General features: G+C 63.7%; 11 protein-coding genes. 5 read left to right on the top strand and 6 right to left on the bottom strand.

Annotated elements, in window-relative coordinates:
* Window positions 1-91 precede the first annotated feature (91 nt).
* Window positions 92-1,738 (bottom strand): phospholipase D-like domain-containing protein, encoded by a 1,647-nt coding sequence (locus tag HU752_RS18425; RefSeq protein WP_186683481.1) that lies wholly within the window; start codon window positions 1,736-1,738, stop codon window positions 92-94.
* A 184-nt stretch (window positions 1,739-1,922) separates the two neighbouring features.
* On the opposite strand from HU752_RS18425, the gene HU752_RS18430 reads away from it, so the two are divergent.
* Complete coding sequence (locus HU752_RS18430; RefSeq protein ID WP_186683480.1) at window positions 1,923-2,615, top strand: YoaK family protein; 693 nt, start codon at window positions 1,923-1,925, stop codon at window positions 2,613-2,615.
* Between the two features lie 206 nt (window positions 2,616-2,821).
* Here HU752_RS18430 and HU752_RS18435 read toward each other — a convergent pair whose 3' ends face one another.
* The 3 genes from HU752_RS18435 to HU752_RS18445 form a co-directional block, all read right to left on the bottom strand.
* Entirely contained in the window at window positions 2,822-3,163 is a 342-nt protein-coding gene (locus HU752_RS18435; RefSeq protein WP_186683479.1) for a YdcA family protein, read from the bottom strand.
* A 95-nt stretch (window positions 3,164-3,258) separates the two neighbouring features.
* Complete coding sequence (locus tag HU752_RS18440) at window positions 3,259-3,669, bottom strand: PA0061/PA0062 family lipoprotein (protein WP_186683478.1); 411 nt, start codon at window positions 3,667-3,669, stop codon at window positions 3,259-3,261.
* Between the two features lie 29 nt (window positions 3,670-3,698).
* Window positions 3,699-4,103 carry a PA0061/PA0062 family lipoprotein gene (locus tag HU752_RS18445; RefSeq protein ID WP_186683477.1) on the bottom strand — a complete coding sequence of 135 codons (405 nt, stop codon included), beginning with the start codon at window positions 4,101-4,103 and terminating at the stop codon, window positions 3,699-3,701.
* A gap of 220 nt (window positions 4,104-4,323) precedes the next feature.
* Between HU752_RS18445 and HU752_RS18450 the strand changes: the two genes are divergently transcribed.
* From HU752_RS18450 to HU752_RS18460, 3 genes are read left to right on the top strand one after another with little or no spacing between them, the layout of a single operon-like run.
* Window positions 4,324-7,545, top strand: coding sequence for an efflux RND transporter permease subunit (locus HU752_RS18450; protein WP_186683476.1), 3,222 nt, complete (start codon window positions 4,324-4,326; stop codon window positions 7,543-7,545).
* On the top strand, window positions 7,538-8,701 hold the full coding sequence (locus tag HU752_RS18455; RefSeq protein WP_186683475.1) for an efflux RND transporter periplasmic adaptor subunit: 1,164 nt from the start codon (window positions 7,538-7,540) through the stop codon (window positions 8,699-8,701). Before HU752_RS18450 ends, HU752_RS18455 begins: the two co-directional genes overlap by 8 nt.
* Window positions 8,685-10,112 carry an efflux transporter outer membrane subunit gene (locus tag HU752_RS18460; RefSeq protein ID WP_186683474.1) on the top strand — a complete coding sequence of 476 codons (1,428 nt, stop codon included), beginning with the start codon at window positions 8,685-8,687 and terminating at the stop codon, window positions 10,110-10,112. The genes HU752_RS18455 and HU752_RS18460 overlap by 17 nt, the downstream gene beginning before the upstream one ends.
* A 159-nt stretch (window positions 10,113-10,271) precedes the next feature.
* Here the strand turns inward: HU752_RS18460 and HU752_RS18465 are convergent, their stop codons facing one another.
* Window positions 10,272-11,555 (bottom strand): Zn-dependent hydrolase, encoded by a 1,284-nt coding sequence (locus HU752_RS18465; protein WP_186683473.1) that lies wholly within the window; start codon window positions 11,553-11,555, stop codon window positions 10,272-10,274.
* A gap of 155 nt (window positions 11,556-11,710) precedes the next feature.
* Window positions 11,711-13,201 carry an NCS1 family nucleobase:cation symporter-1 gene (locus HU752_RS18470; protein WP_186683472.1) on the bottom strand — a complete coding sequence of 497 codons (1,491 nt, stop codon included), beginning with the start codon at window positions 13,199-13,201 and terminating at the stop codon, window positions 11,711-11,713.
* A 651-nt stretch (window positions 13,202-13,852) separates the two neighbouring features.
* Here HU752_RS18470 and hydA point away from each other — a divergent pair.
* Entirely contained in the window at window positions 13,853-15,292 is a 1,440-nt protein-coding gene (gene hydA, locus HU752_RS18475; RefSeq protein ID WP_186683471.1) for a dihydropyrimidinase, read from the top strand.
* The last annotated feature ends 183 nt before the right edge of the window (window positions 15,293-15,475 follow it).

The raw sequence follows: 15,475 nt of genomic DNA on the forward strand, positions 1-15,475 counted from the left end.
ATTATGGTCGAGTGACGTTTTTATATACGCCACCACCTTGTAGGAGCCGGGCTTGCCCGCGAAAGCGCCAGCCAAACCACCGCAGCCCCAATCAGCGCCCCGCAAACCGCAATCGCGACACCCTCTTCAGATCACCGTCCTTGTAGTACCCCTCGCTCCAGCTGTCGTCCGGCGACAGTGGCTGGACCTGCTTGAGGGCCAGTTTCTTGGCGTAATAACGAAACCGGTAGTGCTCATAAAAACGCAGGATCTCCAGGCCGTAGCGATCGGCCAGGTCGGTATCGCCACGAATGACCAGGAAATTCTCGTCGTTGCCCTCGCTCGCGCCAACGCTGAGGTTATGACTGCCACTGATGATGGTCGGCGCCTCCGTGGTGAAGTCAGTGACGATGGCCTTGGTGTGCACCAGCAGGTGCCCCTTCTGCCCCTTGAGCCCTTCCTTGATCCAGCCTTCCAGGCCGCTGTCGAGCAGCGCCGTGGCGACGAAGTCGTCAGTGCGGTCGGCGTGGATGCCGGAGATGCTGCTGGCGGTGTTCTGCAGGCCGAAACGCAGCACATCGTCATGAGGCTTGCCAAGCAAGGCGTCGAGAATTTCCTTGGGCAAGGCAAAGGCGGTGGCGAACAGCACATCCTTCTGCGCCGCCGTGATGATCTGCACGAATTCCTTGAGGTCAGGCTGGCCGCTGCGCGGGGAAAACCCGGCAAACAGGGGCTGGGCAGGATCCATAGGATTGTTCTGGGTGATCCATTTGCGGGTGGCGGCGACATCCGCCGGCGTCGCCCAGACCTGCTCGAAGACCCGGGTGTACTCGAGCGCCAGGCGGCTGTCGTCGAGCACATGAATCACGTTGGCCTGGCGGTAGACGCCATTGGAGGTGAAGTTGGTGCTGCCGCACAAGACCGCCTCGGGCAGGTATTCACCACCGGCGTCACGCTGGCTGAGCACAATGAACTTGTCGTGGAAGATGTTGCTGGTGACCCGGCCGCGCTTGCTCTCGGCGGGAATCGCCGCCAGGCTCTGCTCGTTCAGCGCGGTGTCCTCGTCACCGACCTTGGCGTGGTACAGCACGCGGATGCGTGCGCCACGGTCCTTGGCCGCGTTCACCGCGTTGACGATCGCCGGCAGCTGGTACTCGTAGATGGCGATATCCAGCCCCCACTGCGCATCCTTGGCCCGCGCGATGAAACCCAGCAGCTCCTCCAGCAAACCGTTCTCCAGCCACAGGCGCGCCGCATCCGGCCATTGCTCGATCGGCAGGGTTTTCTGCCCGGTCAATTGCTTGTCCAGCTCGGGAAACTTGCGCTCGAAGCCCTGGCTCGCCGCCACGGCCCGGTTGAAGATCACCCGCTGGTTCTTCGGCATGCCGTTGTCGGTGGTCACCGTCACGGCCAGCGACTCGCCCAGTTGCGGCGCATCGGCCGTGCCATAGACCAGGTGCACCCGGTAGTTGCAGGTGGTACCGGGTTCGACGTTGTAGTCGGCCCAACGGAATTTCTGCAACGGCGCCACGTCGCTGGGGGTGGCGTGATACTGGGGGAAGGTGTGCTCCTTGCCGGGAAAGGTCAGGCTGTTGAACAGGAACAGCCAGGGCTTGGTCCCCACCTGGCGCTCGATGGCAAAGCCGAGCAGACCCTTGCGGCGTGATTCGGCCAGGTCGAAGGCCAACAGCACCCCACTGGTACCGGCATACGCCTTGACCCGGAAATCGTCCTGGGCATTGCTTTGAAGTACGCGCATGCATCACATCCTTGAGAAATGGCTGGAACGGACAAGGCTAGGACAGTACGTCTACCGGCGCCTGGAATGAAACACACAGCACTCAGACACAAGCATCAGGCTGCGTAGGACTCTACCCTGATCGGTGATCCGCGGCGAGCTGACACCCTCCGTTGTTTTCCAACTGAACCAGAAAGGACATTTCATGGAATCCCCCTTGCACCCCGGCGTGGCTCCGGCCCTGAGCTTCAATGGCGGCTTCGTCGACACCCTCGGTTTTCTCGCCTTGCAGGGCCTGTTCACCGCCCACGTCACCGGTAACTTCGTGACCCTGGGGGTCAGCATCGTCAACGGCGCCTCCGGTGCACTGTCCAAGCTGATCGCGCTACCGGTCTTCGTGCTGGTGGTGGGCTTGACGCACCTGGCCGCCGTGGCGATTCACCGCCGTGGCTTGGTACCGTTGCGCCTGTTGCTGGTGGCGCACACGCTGATGCTCGCCGCCTTTGCCGGGTTGGCGATCTGGTGGGGGCCCTTCACCGACAGCGACAGCACCACCGCGCTGATCACCGGCATGACCGGGGTGGCCGCCATGGCGATCCAGAATGCGATTTCGCGCCAGCATCTCAAGGGCGCACCGCCCACCACCCTGATGACCGGCAACGTCACCCAGTTCGCCATCGATGTCTTCGCCCTGTGGGGCGAGCGCGACCCGGCGCAACGGGCAACGATCCGCCAGCGCCTGAAGCCGATCTGCACCACCCTGCTGGCCTTTGCCACCGGGTGCATCAGCGCGGCCCTGCTCTACATGGCGACAGGATTGTGGGGTTTGCTGGTACCGGTGGTCATCGCCATCGGGGTATGCCTGAATACCCATCGCAAGGACCAGGCGCGGGCTTGAGCCATCGCCCTCTGCCTGTGGCGGGCCTGATGCTGCCACGCAGGACTTGACGGCCTGTTCGCGGATGAATCCGTCTCCCACAGTGTTGAGTCGTGTACAAAATGGACTCACGACACAAACCTGTGGGAGCCGGATTCATCCGCGAACAGGCTCGCAAACCCTGCCAAAATCCATAGGACGCCCACGGAGAGAACCGTGCCAGGCACCTACTTGCGCTTGTAGCTCTTGCTACCCCCAGGCGTCAGGCAGTAGATCCCGCCACGGGGGCCGGTGCAGTAACTGCCGCTGCCGCACTGGCAGCCTTCGGCGCTTTGCAGGCGCTGCTGCGGGCGGGCACGAACATCGTCGCGCAGCCCCATCACCGCCGAGCAGTTTTTCTTCGAGGCGCTGATGGAGCCGTCGTTGCACAGGAAAGTCTCGCCATCACAGCCGGCGATCCCGCCCTTGCTGCCGGAACAGGGGGTGTTGGCCGCCGACGCCACACCACTGCTTGCCAGCCATGTCGCCAGGACGAGATAACGCAACAGGGAGAGGAACGAACGACTCATGGGGTGCATCCTTGCCAGAGAAAAGATGGCCTCATGATATCAATTTGCCGTAAACCTGCACCCTGGCTGGATAGACGGTCAGCGCCCCTCGCGCATCAACCCGGCATGCATTGGAAGTCACCGGTGTTGGCGACTTCCTTGCCATGGGAGTCCACCAGCCGCGCGCTGACCTCCTGACCCAGGCTCGACTCCACCAGCTTGTAGTGCTCACCGGCCTTGAACTGTTTGTAGGAGACCTCTCCCGAACAGTCTTCCTGATTGCCGTCGCCGACCGGGATCTCCACCAGCATCACATCAAGCTTGTGGGCGCCCGGCGTCACTTCGAAGAAGCGTCCGTCATCGATCGACTTGCCATCGACCTTCTCGGCCAGCAGGTCATTCGGCGCCTCCTCCTGCAACCCGATCCAGGCCTGGTTCGGATCAGCCTTGGGCATCGGGCCCGCACAGGCCGACAGCAGAACGGCCAGACCCAGGGTGGGAAGCAGCATCAGCGGTTTGAGTGTCATGCAGGATTACCTCGAAGATGAAGAAGCTGTCAGATGCAGGAGAACAGATGGGACTCGGCCACCTGCTTGCCGTGGTCGTTGACCAGCACCGCACCGACGTCACTGCCTGAGCCGGATTGCACCAGGTGGTATTGCTTGCCGGCCTTGAACTGGTCGTACTCGACATGCCCGGTGCATTCCGGCTGGTCGAGGTCACCGTTGGCGCCCTGGATCAGGGTCACTTCCAGGTCGTGCTTGCCCGGCTGCACTTCGAAGTAACGACCGTCGTCCACGCGCTTGCCGTCCACACGCTCGGCCATCAGGTTGTCGCTCGACTGGCCCTGCATGCCGATCCAGGCCTCACTGGGGTCTGCCTTGGGCACGGGGCCGGCACAGGCCGAAAGCAGGCAAACCAGGCCAAGGGTCGGGATCAACATCAGCGGTTTCAGGTTCATCGTATGAATTCCTCTCACATTCATCTGTGGTTTCGGCGGTTAGGCTCGCCGTCAAATCGACATCAAGAGTGGCGAGGCAGAGCGGTTTAGACAAATGAATGGAAATGAAGGGAATTTCAGTTCTTATCTAAAAGATCCTTCATGTTGGTGAAAGCCAAACGTTAAGTTCCAGCGGCAAGACTGCCGGGGTTTGCAATTCCACTCTCCGGAGGTCCAAGGCATGCTAGGGCTGGTAAAGACCGCACTGCTCAAGCCGTACACGTTCATCGTGTTGGCGATTTTCATCTGCATCATCGGGCCGCTCGCGGCCCTGCGTACGCCCACTGACGTGTTTCCCGATATCGGCATCCCGGTGGTTGCGGTGGTCTGGCAATACAACGGCCTGTCGCCCGACGACATGGCCGGCCGAGTGATCTACACCTACGAGCGCTCGCTGAGTACCACGGTCAACGACATCGAACACATCGAGTCGCAATCGTTGCCCGGCATGGGCATCGTCAAGATCTTCTTCCAGCCGGGCGTCGATATCCGTACCGCCAACGCCCAGGTGACGGCGGTTTCGCAGACCGTACTGAAACAGATGCCGCCCGGTATCACCCCGCCACTGATCCTCAACTACAACGCCTCGACAGTGCCGATCCTGCAGATGGCGTTCTCCAGTCCCACGCTGTCGGAAGCCAGGATCCGCGACCTGGTGCAGAACAACATCCGCCTGCCACTGACCGCCGTGCCCGGGCTGGCCCTGCCGACCCCGATGGGTGGCAAGCAGCGCCAGATCACCCTTGACCTCGATCCCCAGGCACTGGCCGCCAAGGGGCTGTCGGCACAGGACGTGGGTAACGCCCTGGCGGCGCAGAACCAGATCATCCCGGTGGGTACCGCCAAACTCGGCCCCTACGAATACACCGTGCTGCTCAACAACAGCCCGAAGGTGATCGATGAACTCAACGACCTGCCGATCAAGACCGTCGACGGTGCGCTGATCACCATCGGCCAGGTGGCCCACGTGCGTGACGGCTCGCCGCCACAGACCAACATCGTGCGGGTCGACGGCCGGCGTGCGGTGCTGATGCCGGCGATGAAGAACGGCAATATCTCCACCCTGTCGATCGTCGATGGCATCCGCAGCATGCTGCCGCTGATCAACGAGACCCTGCCGCCAGAGCTCAAGACCTCGCTGCTGGGCGATGCCTCGGTGTTCGTGAAGGAGTCGGTGGGCAGCGTGGCCCGTGAAGGCATCATTGCCGCCCTGTTGACCAGCGCGATGATCCTGCTGTTCCTCGGCAGCTGGCGCTCGACCCTGATCATCGCCGCGTCGATCCCGCTGGCGGTGCTCTCGGCCATCGCCCTGCTGGCCGCCACCGGCCAGACCCTCAACGTGATGACCCTTGGCGGGCTGGCGCTGGCGGTGGGGATCCTGGTGGACGATGCGACGGTGACGATCGAGAACATCAACTGGCACCTGGAACAGGGCAAGGCGGTGAAGACAGCGATTCTCGACGGTGCCAAACAGATCGTCGGCCCGGCCTTCGTCTCGCTGCTGTGCATCTGCATCGTGTTCGTCCCGATGTTCATGCTGCAGGGCATCGCCGGCTATCTGTTCCGGCCGATGGCCCTGGCGGTGATCTTCGCCATGGCCAGCTCGTTCATCCTCTCGCGGACCCTGGTGCCGACCCTGGCGATGTTCCTGCTCAAGCCGCACGTTCTCGAAGGCGGTGCCGGGCACCATCCCGAAGACGACTTCATCAACCACCACGAAGGCGACCAGCACGGCCGCCAACGCAATGCGCTGCTACAAGGGCTGCTGAACTTCCAGCAAGGCTTCGAGCGCGGTTTCTCTGCGGTACGCGACACCTACCATGGCCTGCTGACCCTCGCCCTGGGCTGCCGTCGACGCTTCCTGCTCGGTTTCCTTGGCTGCGTGCTGGCGTCCTTCGCCCTGCTGCCAAGCCTGGGCGAGGACTTCTTCCCGGCCACCGACGCCGGCGCCCTGGCCATGCATGTGCGCCTGCCACTGGGCTCGCGGATCGAGGAAAGCGCCGCGGCCTTCGACCGTATCGAGGCACGCATTCGCGAGATCATTCCGCCCGAGGAGCTGAACAACATCGTCGACAACATCGGCATCCCGCTGAGCGGTATCGACATGGCCTACAGCGCCAGCGGCACCATCGGACCACAGGACGGCGATATCCAGGTAACGCTCAAACCGGGCCACAAGCCAACGGCCGACTACGTGAAGCAACTGCGTAGCGCGCTGCCGGAAAGTTTCCCTGGCAGCCACTTCGCCTTCCTGCCGGCCGACATCAGCAGCCAGATCCTCAACTTCGGCTCCCCGGCCCCATTGGACGTGAAGATCTCCGGACGCAGTGCCGAGGAGAACCGCAAGTTCGCCGTGGAGCTGCAGCGTCGCCTGCAGCATGTACCGGGCATCGCCGACCTGCGCATCCAGCAGTCCGAGGGCTATCCGTCGCTGCAGGTGAACGTCGACCGGATGCGGGCCAAGGGCCTGGGTATCACCGAGCGTGACGTCACCAACAGCATGGTCGCCTCACTGGCCGGCAGCTCGCAGGTGGCCCCGACCTTCTGGCTCAACCCGGCCAACGGCGTGTCCTATGGCGTGGTCGCGGCGACCCCGCAATACCGCCTCGACAGCCTGCCATCGCTGGAAGCCCTGCCGGTGACCGGCAGCAATGGCCAGTCGCAGATCCTCGGCGGCCTGGCGACCATCAACCGGGTGCCCAGTCCGGCCGTAGTGACGCACTACAACATCCAGCCGACCCTGGACATCTATGCCAACGTCCAGGGCCGCGACCTGGGTGCGGTGGCCCATGACGTACAGAAAATCCTCGACGAGGCGGCCTCGCTGCGGCCCAAGGGTGCGGTGGTCAGCCTGCACGGCCAGATCGACGCCCTGCATGAAGCCTTCAGCGGCCTGAGCTTCGGCCTGCTCGGCGCGGTAGTGCTGATCTATCTGCTGATCGTGGTCAACTTCCAGTCCTGGATCGACCCGTTCGTGATCATCACCGCCCTGCCCGCGGCCCTGGCCGGGATCGTCTGGATGCTGTTCCTCAGCGGTACCTCGCTGTCGGTACCGGCCCTGACCGGCGCCATCCTGTGCATGGGCGTGGCCACCGCCAACTCGATCCTGGTGGTGAGCTTCTGCCGCGAACGCCTGGCCGAACACGGCGATGCCCTCAAGGCTGCCCTGGAGGCCGGCTACACCCGCTTCCGTCCGGTCTGCATGACCGCCCTGGCGATGATCATCGGCATGCTGCCGCTGGCCATCTCCCAGGAACAGAACGCCCCCCTCGGACGCGCCGTGATCGGCGGTCTGATCCTGGCGACCACTGCCACCCTGCTGTTCGTCCCCGTGGTGTTCAGCCTGGTGCATGGTCGTCAACAACCCACTCGCGCCGTAGCTGGAGAAATGACTCATGACTGATCGCAAACCCTCGGGCAAACGCCTGCTCTACATGGGCGTCGGCGGCCTGACCCTGGCAGCGCTGCTGGTGGCCAACGGGATTGCCGCGCGAACCCGCCACGAACGCGACGTCACCGCCTGGACCGAAGCCGCCGCGGTGCCGATGGTCAGCGTGTTCCAACCGACGCAGAACGCCGCCGGCGACACCCTGCGCCTGCCCGCTCGCCTCGAAGCCTGGAGCAAGGCACCGATCCATGCGCGGGTCAGTGGCTACCTCAAGGACTGGAAAAGCGATATCGGCAGCCAGGTCCAGGCCGGCCAGGTGCTGGCGCAGATCGACAGCCCGGACCTCGACCAGCAGGTCGCCCAGGCCCACGCCCACATGCTGCAGGAGCAGGCCAACGCGCGCCTGGCGCAGACCACCGCGACCCGCTGGAAGAACCTGGTGAACACCCATTCGGTCTCACAGCAGGAGGCCGATGAAAAGAGCTCCAACGCGGCGGCGGCGCAAGCCAATGCCCAGGCGGCCGAGGCCGACTTCGCGCGGCTGTCGGCGCTGGAAGCCTACAAGACCATCCGTGCGCCGTTCAGCGGCACCATCACTGCCCGCAATACCGACATCGGCCAGTTGGTCAAGGCCGACAGTGACAGCGATCCGGAACTGTTCGATATCGCCGATACCCATCAGCTGCGCCTCTATGTGCCGGTCCCGCAGAACTACGCCAGCGTCATCCGGCCGGGCCTTCAGGTGCAGTTGAGCGTACCGGAACACCCCGGCAAGACCTTCAGTGCCCGCCTGGTGGGCAACTCCACCGCGGTCGACGCACGCTCTGGCACCCTGCTGGCGCAGTTCGTCGCCGACAACCCGGACAACGCGCTGCTGCCCGGCGACTACGCCGAAGCGACGATCCCGGTACCGGCCGATACCCATGGTGTGAGCATTCCCGCCAGCGCGCTGATCTTCCGGGCCAAGGGTACCCAGGTGGCGGTGCTGGACGCGCAGAAACATGTACACCTGCGTGATATCCATATCGGGCTGGACCTGGGTGAACGCCTGGTCATCGACCAGGGTCTGAAGCCTGCCGACACCGTGATCGACAACCCGCCGGACGCCCTGCGCGAAGGTGACCTGGTGAAACTCGCCGATGCCGGAGAACAGCATGCCCGCAAAGCTTAAACTCGCTGCCTGCCTGCTCCTGGTCGCCGGGCTGCAGGGCTGCTCGCTGGCCCCGACCTACAAGGTCCCGCAGATCGACCTGCCGGCCCGGTATCGCGAACAGACCAGCGATGGCCCCTGGCACCTGGCCAACCCGGGCAACGCGTTGTCCACCCAGTGGTGGCTGCTGTTCCAGGACGAGCACCTGAACGACCTGCAGCAACGCCTGCTCAAGGCCAACCCGGATCTCGCCGCGGCGCTGGCCCACTATGATGGTGCCCAGGCCTACGCCAGCCAACTGCATGCCGGACTGTTCCCGCAGATCACAGCCAGCGCGCAGCCCGAACGCCAGCGCCAATCGGACAACCGCCCGCTGCGCGGCAGCACCCAGCCTTCGGCGTACAACAGCAACACTGCCGGTTTCGCGCTGAACTTCGACCTCGACCTGTGGGGCCGCATCCGCAACCAGGTCGCGGCCGGCGACGCCCAGGTCCAGGCCTCGGGCGACGACCTGGCGGTGGCCCGGCTGAGCCTGCAACAGCAACTGGCAAGCCTGTACATCCAGCTCAACGGCCTGGATGCCCAGAGCAGGATCCTCTCCAGCTCGCTGGACGACTACAGCCAGGCGCTGCAACTGACCCGTGACCGCTACGAAGGCAAGATCGCCTCGGAACTCGACCTGACCCGTGCCCAGAGCCAGTTGGCCGAAGCCGAAGCGCAACTGGACGAAGTGCGTGGCCAACGCAACCTCGCCGAACATGCGATCGCCGAACTGATTGGTGAACCGGCGAGCGACTTCCAGCTGGCACCGACGCCCCAGATCCTGTCGATCCCGCCGGTACCAGGCGCCTTGCCGAGCAACCTGCTGCAACGCCGGGCGGACATCGCTGCTGCCGAACGGCGGGTATTTGCCGCCAATGCCGGGATCGGCGTGGCCAAGGCCGCGTGGTACCCCGACTTCAGCCTGACCGGCCTGGTCGGTGGCCAGACCCAGGGCGTCGGCAACCTGCTGTCGGCGGGTAACCGCTACTGGGCGCTGGGGCCGCTGGTCAACCTGCCGATCTTCGATGGCGGTCGCATCAGCGCTCAGGAGAAACAGGCCAAGGCCGAGTTCGAGCAAGCCTCTGCCCAATACCGCAGTCACGTGTTGCGGGCGGTGCGGGAGGTCGAGGACAACCTGGCGCAACTGCGTGACCTGCAACAGGAGGCCCGTGATGAGCAGGCTGCGGTCAATGCCGCACAGCACACCCAGACCCTGGCGATGAACAGCTACCAGGCTGGTGCCGTGAACTACCTGGATGTGGTGACCGCACAGACCGCCGCCCTGCAGGCGCAACGCCAGTTGCAGGCGCTGCAGACCCGGCAGTTGCAGGCCAGTGTCGGCTTGATGGTGGCGTTGGGGGGTGGCTGGAGTCCGCAGGGCCAGGGCTGATATCGAAGCGACCGATCGTTCCCCGGAGCTATGCGTCCGCCCTGGCGACGCAGAGCGTCACAGGCTGCGTTCCCACGCAGAGCGTGGGAACGATCGGGGAGGATGTACCTGTGGGAGCTGGCTTGCCGGCTCTCACAAGGGACAGGCCGCGTTGTGCCTTCAGGCCGCCAGCCTGCGCTTGGCTACCGCTTCGGAAGCCGCCAGCATCGCCCGCAGCAGTACCGCACAGCCGGCCGCCAAGTCCTTGGGATCGGCGTTTTCGATTTCGTTGTGGCTGATGCCACCTTCGCAGGGCACGAAGATCATCCCGGCCGGACCCAGTTCGGCGAGGAAGATCGCGTCATGCCCCGCGCCGCTGACGATGTCCATGTGGGACAGGCCCAACCCCGCCGCAGCGTCACGCACCGCCTCGACGCACCCCTGGTCGAAGTACAGCGGCGGAAAGTCCGCAGTCGGGGTCAGCTCGAAACTCAGGCCGTGTTCTTCGCAAGTGCTGTCGATCACCTGCTTCACTTCGGCAATCATCGAATCCAGGCGCGCAGGCTCCAGGTGCCGGAAATCCAGGGTCATGCGCACCTCGCCAGGGATCACGTTGCGCGACCCCGGATAGGCCTGCAGGCAACCGACCGTGCCGCAGGCATGCGGCTGGTGACCAAGGGCTGCACGGTTGACCGCCGCCACCACCGCCGCTGCGCCGACCAGGGCGTCCTTGCGCAGGTGCATCGGCGTCGGGCCGGCGTGGGCCTCGACGCCCTTGAGCTTGAGGTCGAACCACTTCTGCCCCAGTGCCCCGAGCACGACGCCAATGGTCTTGCGCTCGTCCTCGAGGATCGGCCCCTGTTCGATGTGCGCCTCGAAATAGGCACCCACCGCATGACCGCTGACCGGGCGCGGGCCGGCGTAGCCGATGGCATTGAGTGCATGGCCGACAGTGATGCCCTCGGCATCGGTCTTGGCCAGGGTGTCCTCCAGCGTGAATTTTTCCGCGAACACGCCAGAGCCCATCATGCAGGGGGGAAAACGCGAGCCCTCTTCGTTGGTCCAGACCACCACTTCCAGCGGCGCCTCGGTTTCGATACCCAGGTCATTGAGGGTACGCAGCACCTCGACACCAGCCAGCACGCCGAAACAGCCATCGAACTTGCCGCCAGTGGGCTGGGTGTCGATATGGCTGCCGGTCATCACCGGCGGTAAGTCGGGATTGCGGCCGGGACGGCGGGCGAAGATGTTGCCGATGGCGTCGATGCTCACGCTGCAACCGGCCTCCTCGCACCAGCGTACGAAGGTGTCGCGGGCCTGGCGGTCGAGGTCGGTCAGGGCCAGGCGACAGACGCCGCCCTTGACCGTGGCTCCCAGCCTGGCCAACTCCATGAGTGACTGCCATAGCCGCTCGCTGTTGACGTGCTGATGGTCGGACTGCAGAACATTGCTCAATGCGTTCATGATGATCTCCTCAGTCAGTTCCTTGTTGTTCGCTCAGCTCGCCATGACGGACCGCGCGCTGCCCCGGTGGCGAGGGCGCTCGCCCCCGCTCGACCGCAAAGCGGTCGCAAAACCCGCACAGACGCTCGGCCTGACACAGCGCGGCCACTGCCCCCTCATACCGAAGGCTTGGCCGCCACCACCGTCTTGCCACTGCCCAGTCGGCACAATCCGTAATACAGCACGCCACCCAGCGCCGAGCCGGTGAACCAGCCATAGTCGTAGAACCAGCTGAAAGCGCTGCTGCCCAGGGACATCAGGGTCAGCACCACCGGCAGGCCGAAGGCGATGAAGCCGTTCCAGTTCCAGGCCGGGTACACGTCGTCGCGGTACAGCCCGGGCAGGTCCAGGCGCTGCTGGCGGATCACGAAGTAGTCCACCACCATGATCCCGGCGATCGGTCCGAGCAGGCTGGAGTAGCCCAGCAGCCAGTTGGAGTACACGGTTTCCAGGCTCACGTCCGAGACCAGCCAGCCGAGTTTCTTGAGCAACTCATGGCCCATCAGCAACAGCCCCACTACACCGGTCAGCAGCACGGCGGTGGTGCGATCGATCAGCTTGGGCGCGATGTTCTGGAAGTCGTTGGTCGGCGAGACGATGTTCGCAGCCGTGTTGGTCGACAGCGTGGCGATGATGATCAGCGCCATGGCAAGGGCGACCCACACCGGGCTTTGGATATGCCCGATCAGGCTGACCGGGTCGGACACCGTCTGCCCCACCAGCGACGCCGAGGCGGCGGTCATCACCACGCCCAGGGAGGCAAACAGGAACATGGTCAGCGGAAGGCCGAAGATCTGCCCGAGAATCTGGTCCTTCTGGCTGCGGGCGTAACGGCTGAAGTCGGGAATGTTCAGCGACAAGGTGGCCCAGAACCCGACCATCGCGGTCAGCCCGGCGAAGAAGTAGCCGTAGACACTTGCCCCTTCGGGTCGCTTGGGCGGCTGGGCCAGCAGTTCAGTCAGCGAGATGTGTGGCAAGGCCCAGGTCAGCAGACCCAGGCCAACCAGCACCAGCAACGGCGCCGAGAGGGTTTCCAGGCGCTTGATCGACTCTGCCCCGCGCAGCACCACCCACAGGTTCAGCGACCAGAAGATCAGGAAGCCGATCACCTCGCCGGTCCCCCCGAGGGCCTTCCAGCCGGAGAAGATCGAACCGAGGAACAGGTGGATCGCCAGTCCGCCGAACAGCGTCTGGATACCGAACCAGCCACAGGCTACCAGGGCCCGGATCAGGCACGGCACGTTGGAGCCGAGGATGCCGAAGGACGGTCGCAGCAGCACCGGGAATGGAATGCCGTATTTCGTGCCGGCGAAGGCGTTGAGGGTCAGAGGGATCAATACCACGATGTTGGCCAACAGGATCGCCAGCAGCGCTTCGCCCACCGTCAAGCCGAAGTAGGCAGTGAGCACGCCGCCCAGGGTGTAGGTCGGCACGCAGATGGACATGCCGACCCACAGCGCAGTGATGTGCCACTTGTTCCAGGTGCGCTCGCGAACCTGGGTCGGTGCGATATCGTGGTTGTAACGGGGACTGTCGAGGACATCGTTGCCGGCTTGCAGCTCGTACAAGCCATCACGCTCGGTCACTTGCGATCTGTTCTGTTGCATTGGCCGCTCCACTGTTGTTCTGATTATTCGCTCATCAGGCCGGCTGGCGGACAGCACCACGCACCGGAAGATGGCCGGAGGTTCTGGGCAAAACTTGCCTGCACACAACACGACATCGACGGATCTGCCAGCCGGTGCTCGACGGCACTCAACATCCGTGCCGGGTTCCACGAGAAACCGGTTCGACTGATCCGCAAAACAGTTGCAACTGGCTGACTTCAATCAGCTTTATCTATTTTTCCAGCGACCCCTCAGGCACTTGTCTTTCTACACTCAGGCCGAATGCAGAGCAGGCCGGCGAAACATCAGGACTCAAACTGGTGCAGCAAACTTTTTTCAATCGATGTTCATCACTGCCCGGCCACCGCTCAAGCAGCTGATTTGCCATGTAAAATCTCGCCTAGTTTTCAATCTTGTCAAGCGCGTCAAAATGGTGAGAGGCCTCACCATTTTGGTGATTTGAGTTTTATTCCTTTAAATTTCAAATAGTTAAAACAACTATAAGCTTATAAAAAATAATCTTGCTCATTTCATGATCAGCATCTAGATTTCATTCCTGACACCGCTGACAGGATTGAAACTTCCTCTCGGCACGCTTCCCGTAAAAATCTAGAGCCGGCCAGAACCGGTCAAGCCTGCGAGGAATTCGGTATGTCTGTGTTGATCCGTGGTGCCACCGTGGTCACCCATGAAGAAAGTTTCCCAGCCGATGTGCTCTGTGCCGAGGGCTTGATCCAAGCCATCGGACAACAACTGGACGTTCCAGCCGGCTGCCAGGTCATCGATGGCAGCGGGCAATACCTGATGCCTGGCGGCATCGACCCCCACACCCACATGCAGTTGCCCTTCATGGGCACGGTCGCCAGCGAAGACTTCTTCAGTGGCACGGCGGCCGGCCTGGCCGGCGGCACCACCTCGATCATCGACTTCGTCATCCCCAACCCGCAGCAGTCATTGCTGGAGGCCTTTCACCAATGGCGCGGCTGGGCCGAGAAGTCCGCCAGCGACTACGGCTTTCACGTCGCGATCACCTGGTGGAGCGAGCAGGTCCGCGAGGAAATGGCCGAGCTGGTCAAGCACCATGGCATCAACAGCTTCAAGCACTTCATGGCCTACAAGAACGCGATCATGGCGGCCGATGACACCCTGGTCGCCAGCTTCGAACGTTGCCTGGAACTCGGGGCGGTCCCCACCGTGCACGCCGAGAACGGCGAGCTGGTCTATCACCTGCAACGCAAGCTGCTGGCCCAGGGCATCCGCGGCCCGGAGGCCCATCCGCTGTCGCGGCCGTCACAGGTCGAAGGTGAAGCCGCCAGCCGGGCCATCCGCATTGCCGAAACCCTGGGTACGCCGCTGTACCTGGTACATGTCTCCACCCGTGAAGCGCTCGACGAGATCACCTACGCCCGCGGCAAGGGCCAGCCGGTGTATGGCGAAGTCCTGGCCGGGCACCTGTTGCTCGATGACAGCGTGTACCGCCATCCGGACTGGCAGACCGCCGCCGGCTACGTGATGAGCCCGCCGTTCCGTCCACGTGGGCACCAGGAGGCGCTGTGGCATGGCCTGCAGTCGGGCAACCTGCACACCACCGCGACCGACCACTGCTGCTTCTGCGCCGAACAGAAGGCTGCCGGACGCGATGACTTCAGCAAGATTCCCAACGGCACCGCCGGCATCGAGGACCGCATGGCGGTGCTCTGGGATGAGGGTGTCAACAGCGGCCGGCTGTCGATGCAGGACTTCGTCGCCCTGACGTCGACCAACACCGCCAAGATCTTCAACCTGTTCCCCCGCAAAGGAGCGATCCGTGTCGGCGCCGATGCCGACCTGGTGCTCTGGGATCCCCAGGGCACCCGCACCATCTCGGCCAAGACCCACCACCAGCAGGTCGACTTCAACATCTTCGAAGGCAAGACCGTGCGCGGCATTCCCAGCCACACCATCAGCCAGGGCCAGCTGGTCTGGGCCGATGGCGACCTGCGTGCCGAGCGCGGGGCCGGGCGCTATGTCGAGCGGCCGGCGTACCCGGCGGTGTTCGATCTGCTGAGCAAGCGGGCCGAGGCGCAGCGGCCGGTTGCGGTCGAGCGCTGAGTGCAGCGGAGTCAGTAAGGGCCTCTTCGCGGGCAAGCCCTGCTCCTACAGATTTGTGTCGTTCACATGACCCGAATTCGACACGGCCTTTGTCGGAGCAGGGCTTGGTGGGACGCCGCGAACAGAGCCCGTATGACCAACCCGAGAATAAAACCAATGCCCACAGAGGCAGCCCATAAAAAT

Source organism: Pseudomonas vanderleydeniana (genome assembly GCF_014268755.2).
Classification (GTDB): Bacteria; Pseudomonadota; Gammaproteobacteria; order Pseudomonadales; family Pseudomonadaceae; genus Aquipseudomonas; species Aquipseudomonas vanderleydeniana.

What these genes read in the sequence shown, in the direction of transcription:
- HU752_RS18470 (WP_186683472.1), bottom strand. Translation starts at nt 13,201, where the DNA reads ATGCAACAGAACAGATCGCAAGTGACCGAGCGTGATGGCTTGTACGAG.
- HU752_RS18440 (WP_186683478.1), bottom strand. Translation starts at nt 3,669, where the DNA reads ATGACACTCAAACCGCTGATGCTGCTTCCCACCCTGGGTCTGGCCGTT.
- HU752_RS18435 (WP_186683479.1), bottom strand. Translation starts at nt 3,163, where the DNA reads ATGAGTCGTTCGTTCCTCTCCCTGTTGCGTTATCTCGTCCTGGCGACA.
- HU752_RS18450 (WP_186683476.1), top strand. Translation starts at nt 4,324, where the DNA reads ATGCTAGGGCTGGTAAAGACCGCACTGCTCAAGCCGTACACGTTCATC.
- HU752_RS18425 (WP_186683481.1), bottom strand. Translation starts at nt 1,738, where the DNA reads ATGCGCGTACTTCAAAGCAATGCCCAGGACGATTTCCGGGTCAAGGCG.
- HU752_RS18430 (WP_186683480.1), top strand. Translation starts at nt 1,923, where the DNA reads ATGGAATCCCCCTTGCACCCCGGCGTGGCTCCGGCCCTGAGCTTCAAT.
- HU752_RS18465 (WP_186683473.1), bottom strand. Translation starts at nt 11,555, where the DNA reads ATGAACGCATTGAGCAATGTTCTGCAGTCCGACCATCAGCACGTCAAC.
- HU752_RS18460 (WP_186683474.1), top strand. Translation starts at nt 8,685, where the DNA reads ATGCCCGCAAAGCTTAAACTCGCTGCCTGCCTGCTCCTGGTCGCCGGG.
- HU752_RS18455 (WP_186683475.1), top strand. Translation starts at nt 7,538, where the DNA reads ATGACTGATCGCAAACCCTCGGGCAAACGCCTGCTCTACATGGGCGTC.
- HU752_RS18445 (WP_186683477.1), bottom strand. Translation starts at nt 4,103, where the DNA reads ATGAACCTGAAACCGCTGATGTTGATCCCGACCCTTGGCCTGGTTTGC.
- hydA (WP_186683471.1), top strand. Translation starts at nt 13,853, where the DNA reads ATGTCTGTGTTGATCCGTGGTGCCACCGTGGTCACCCATGAAGAAAGT.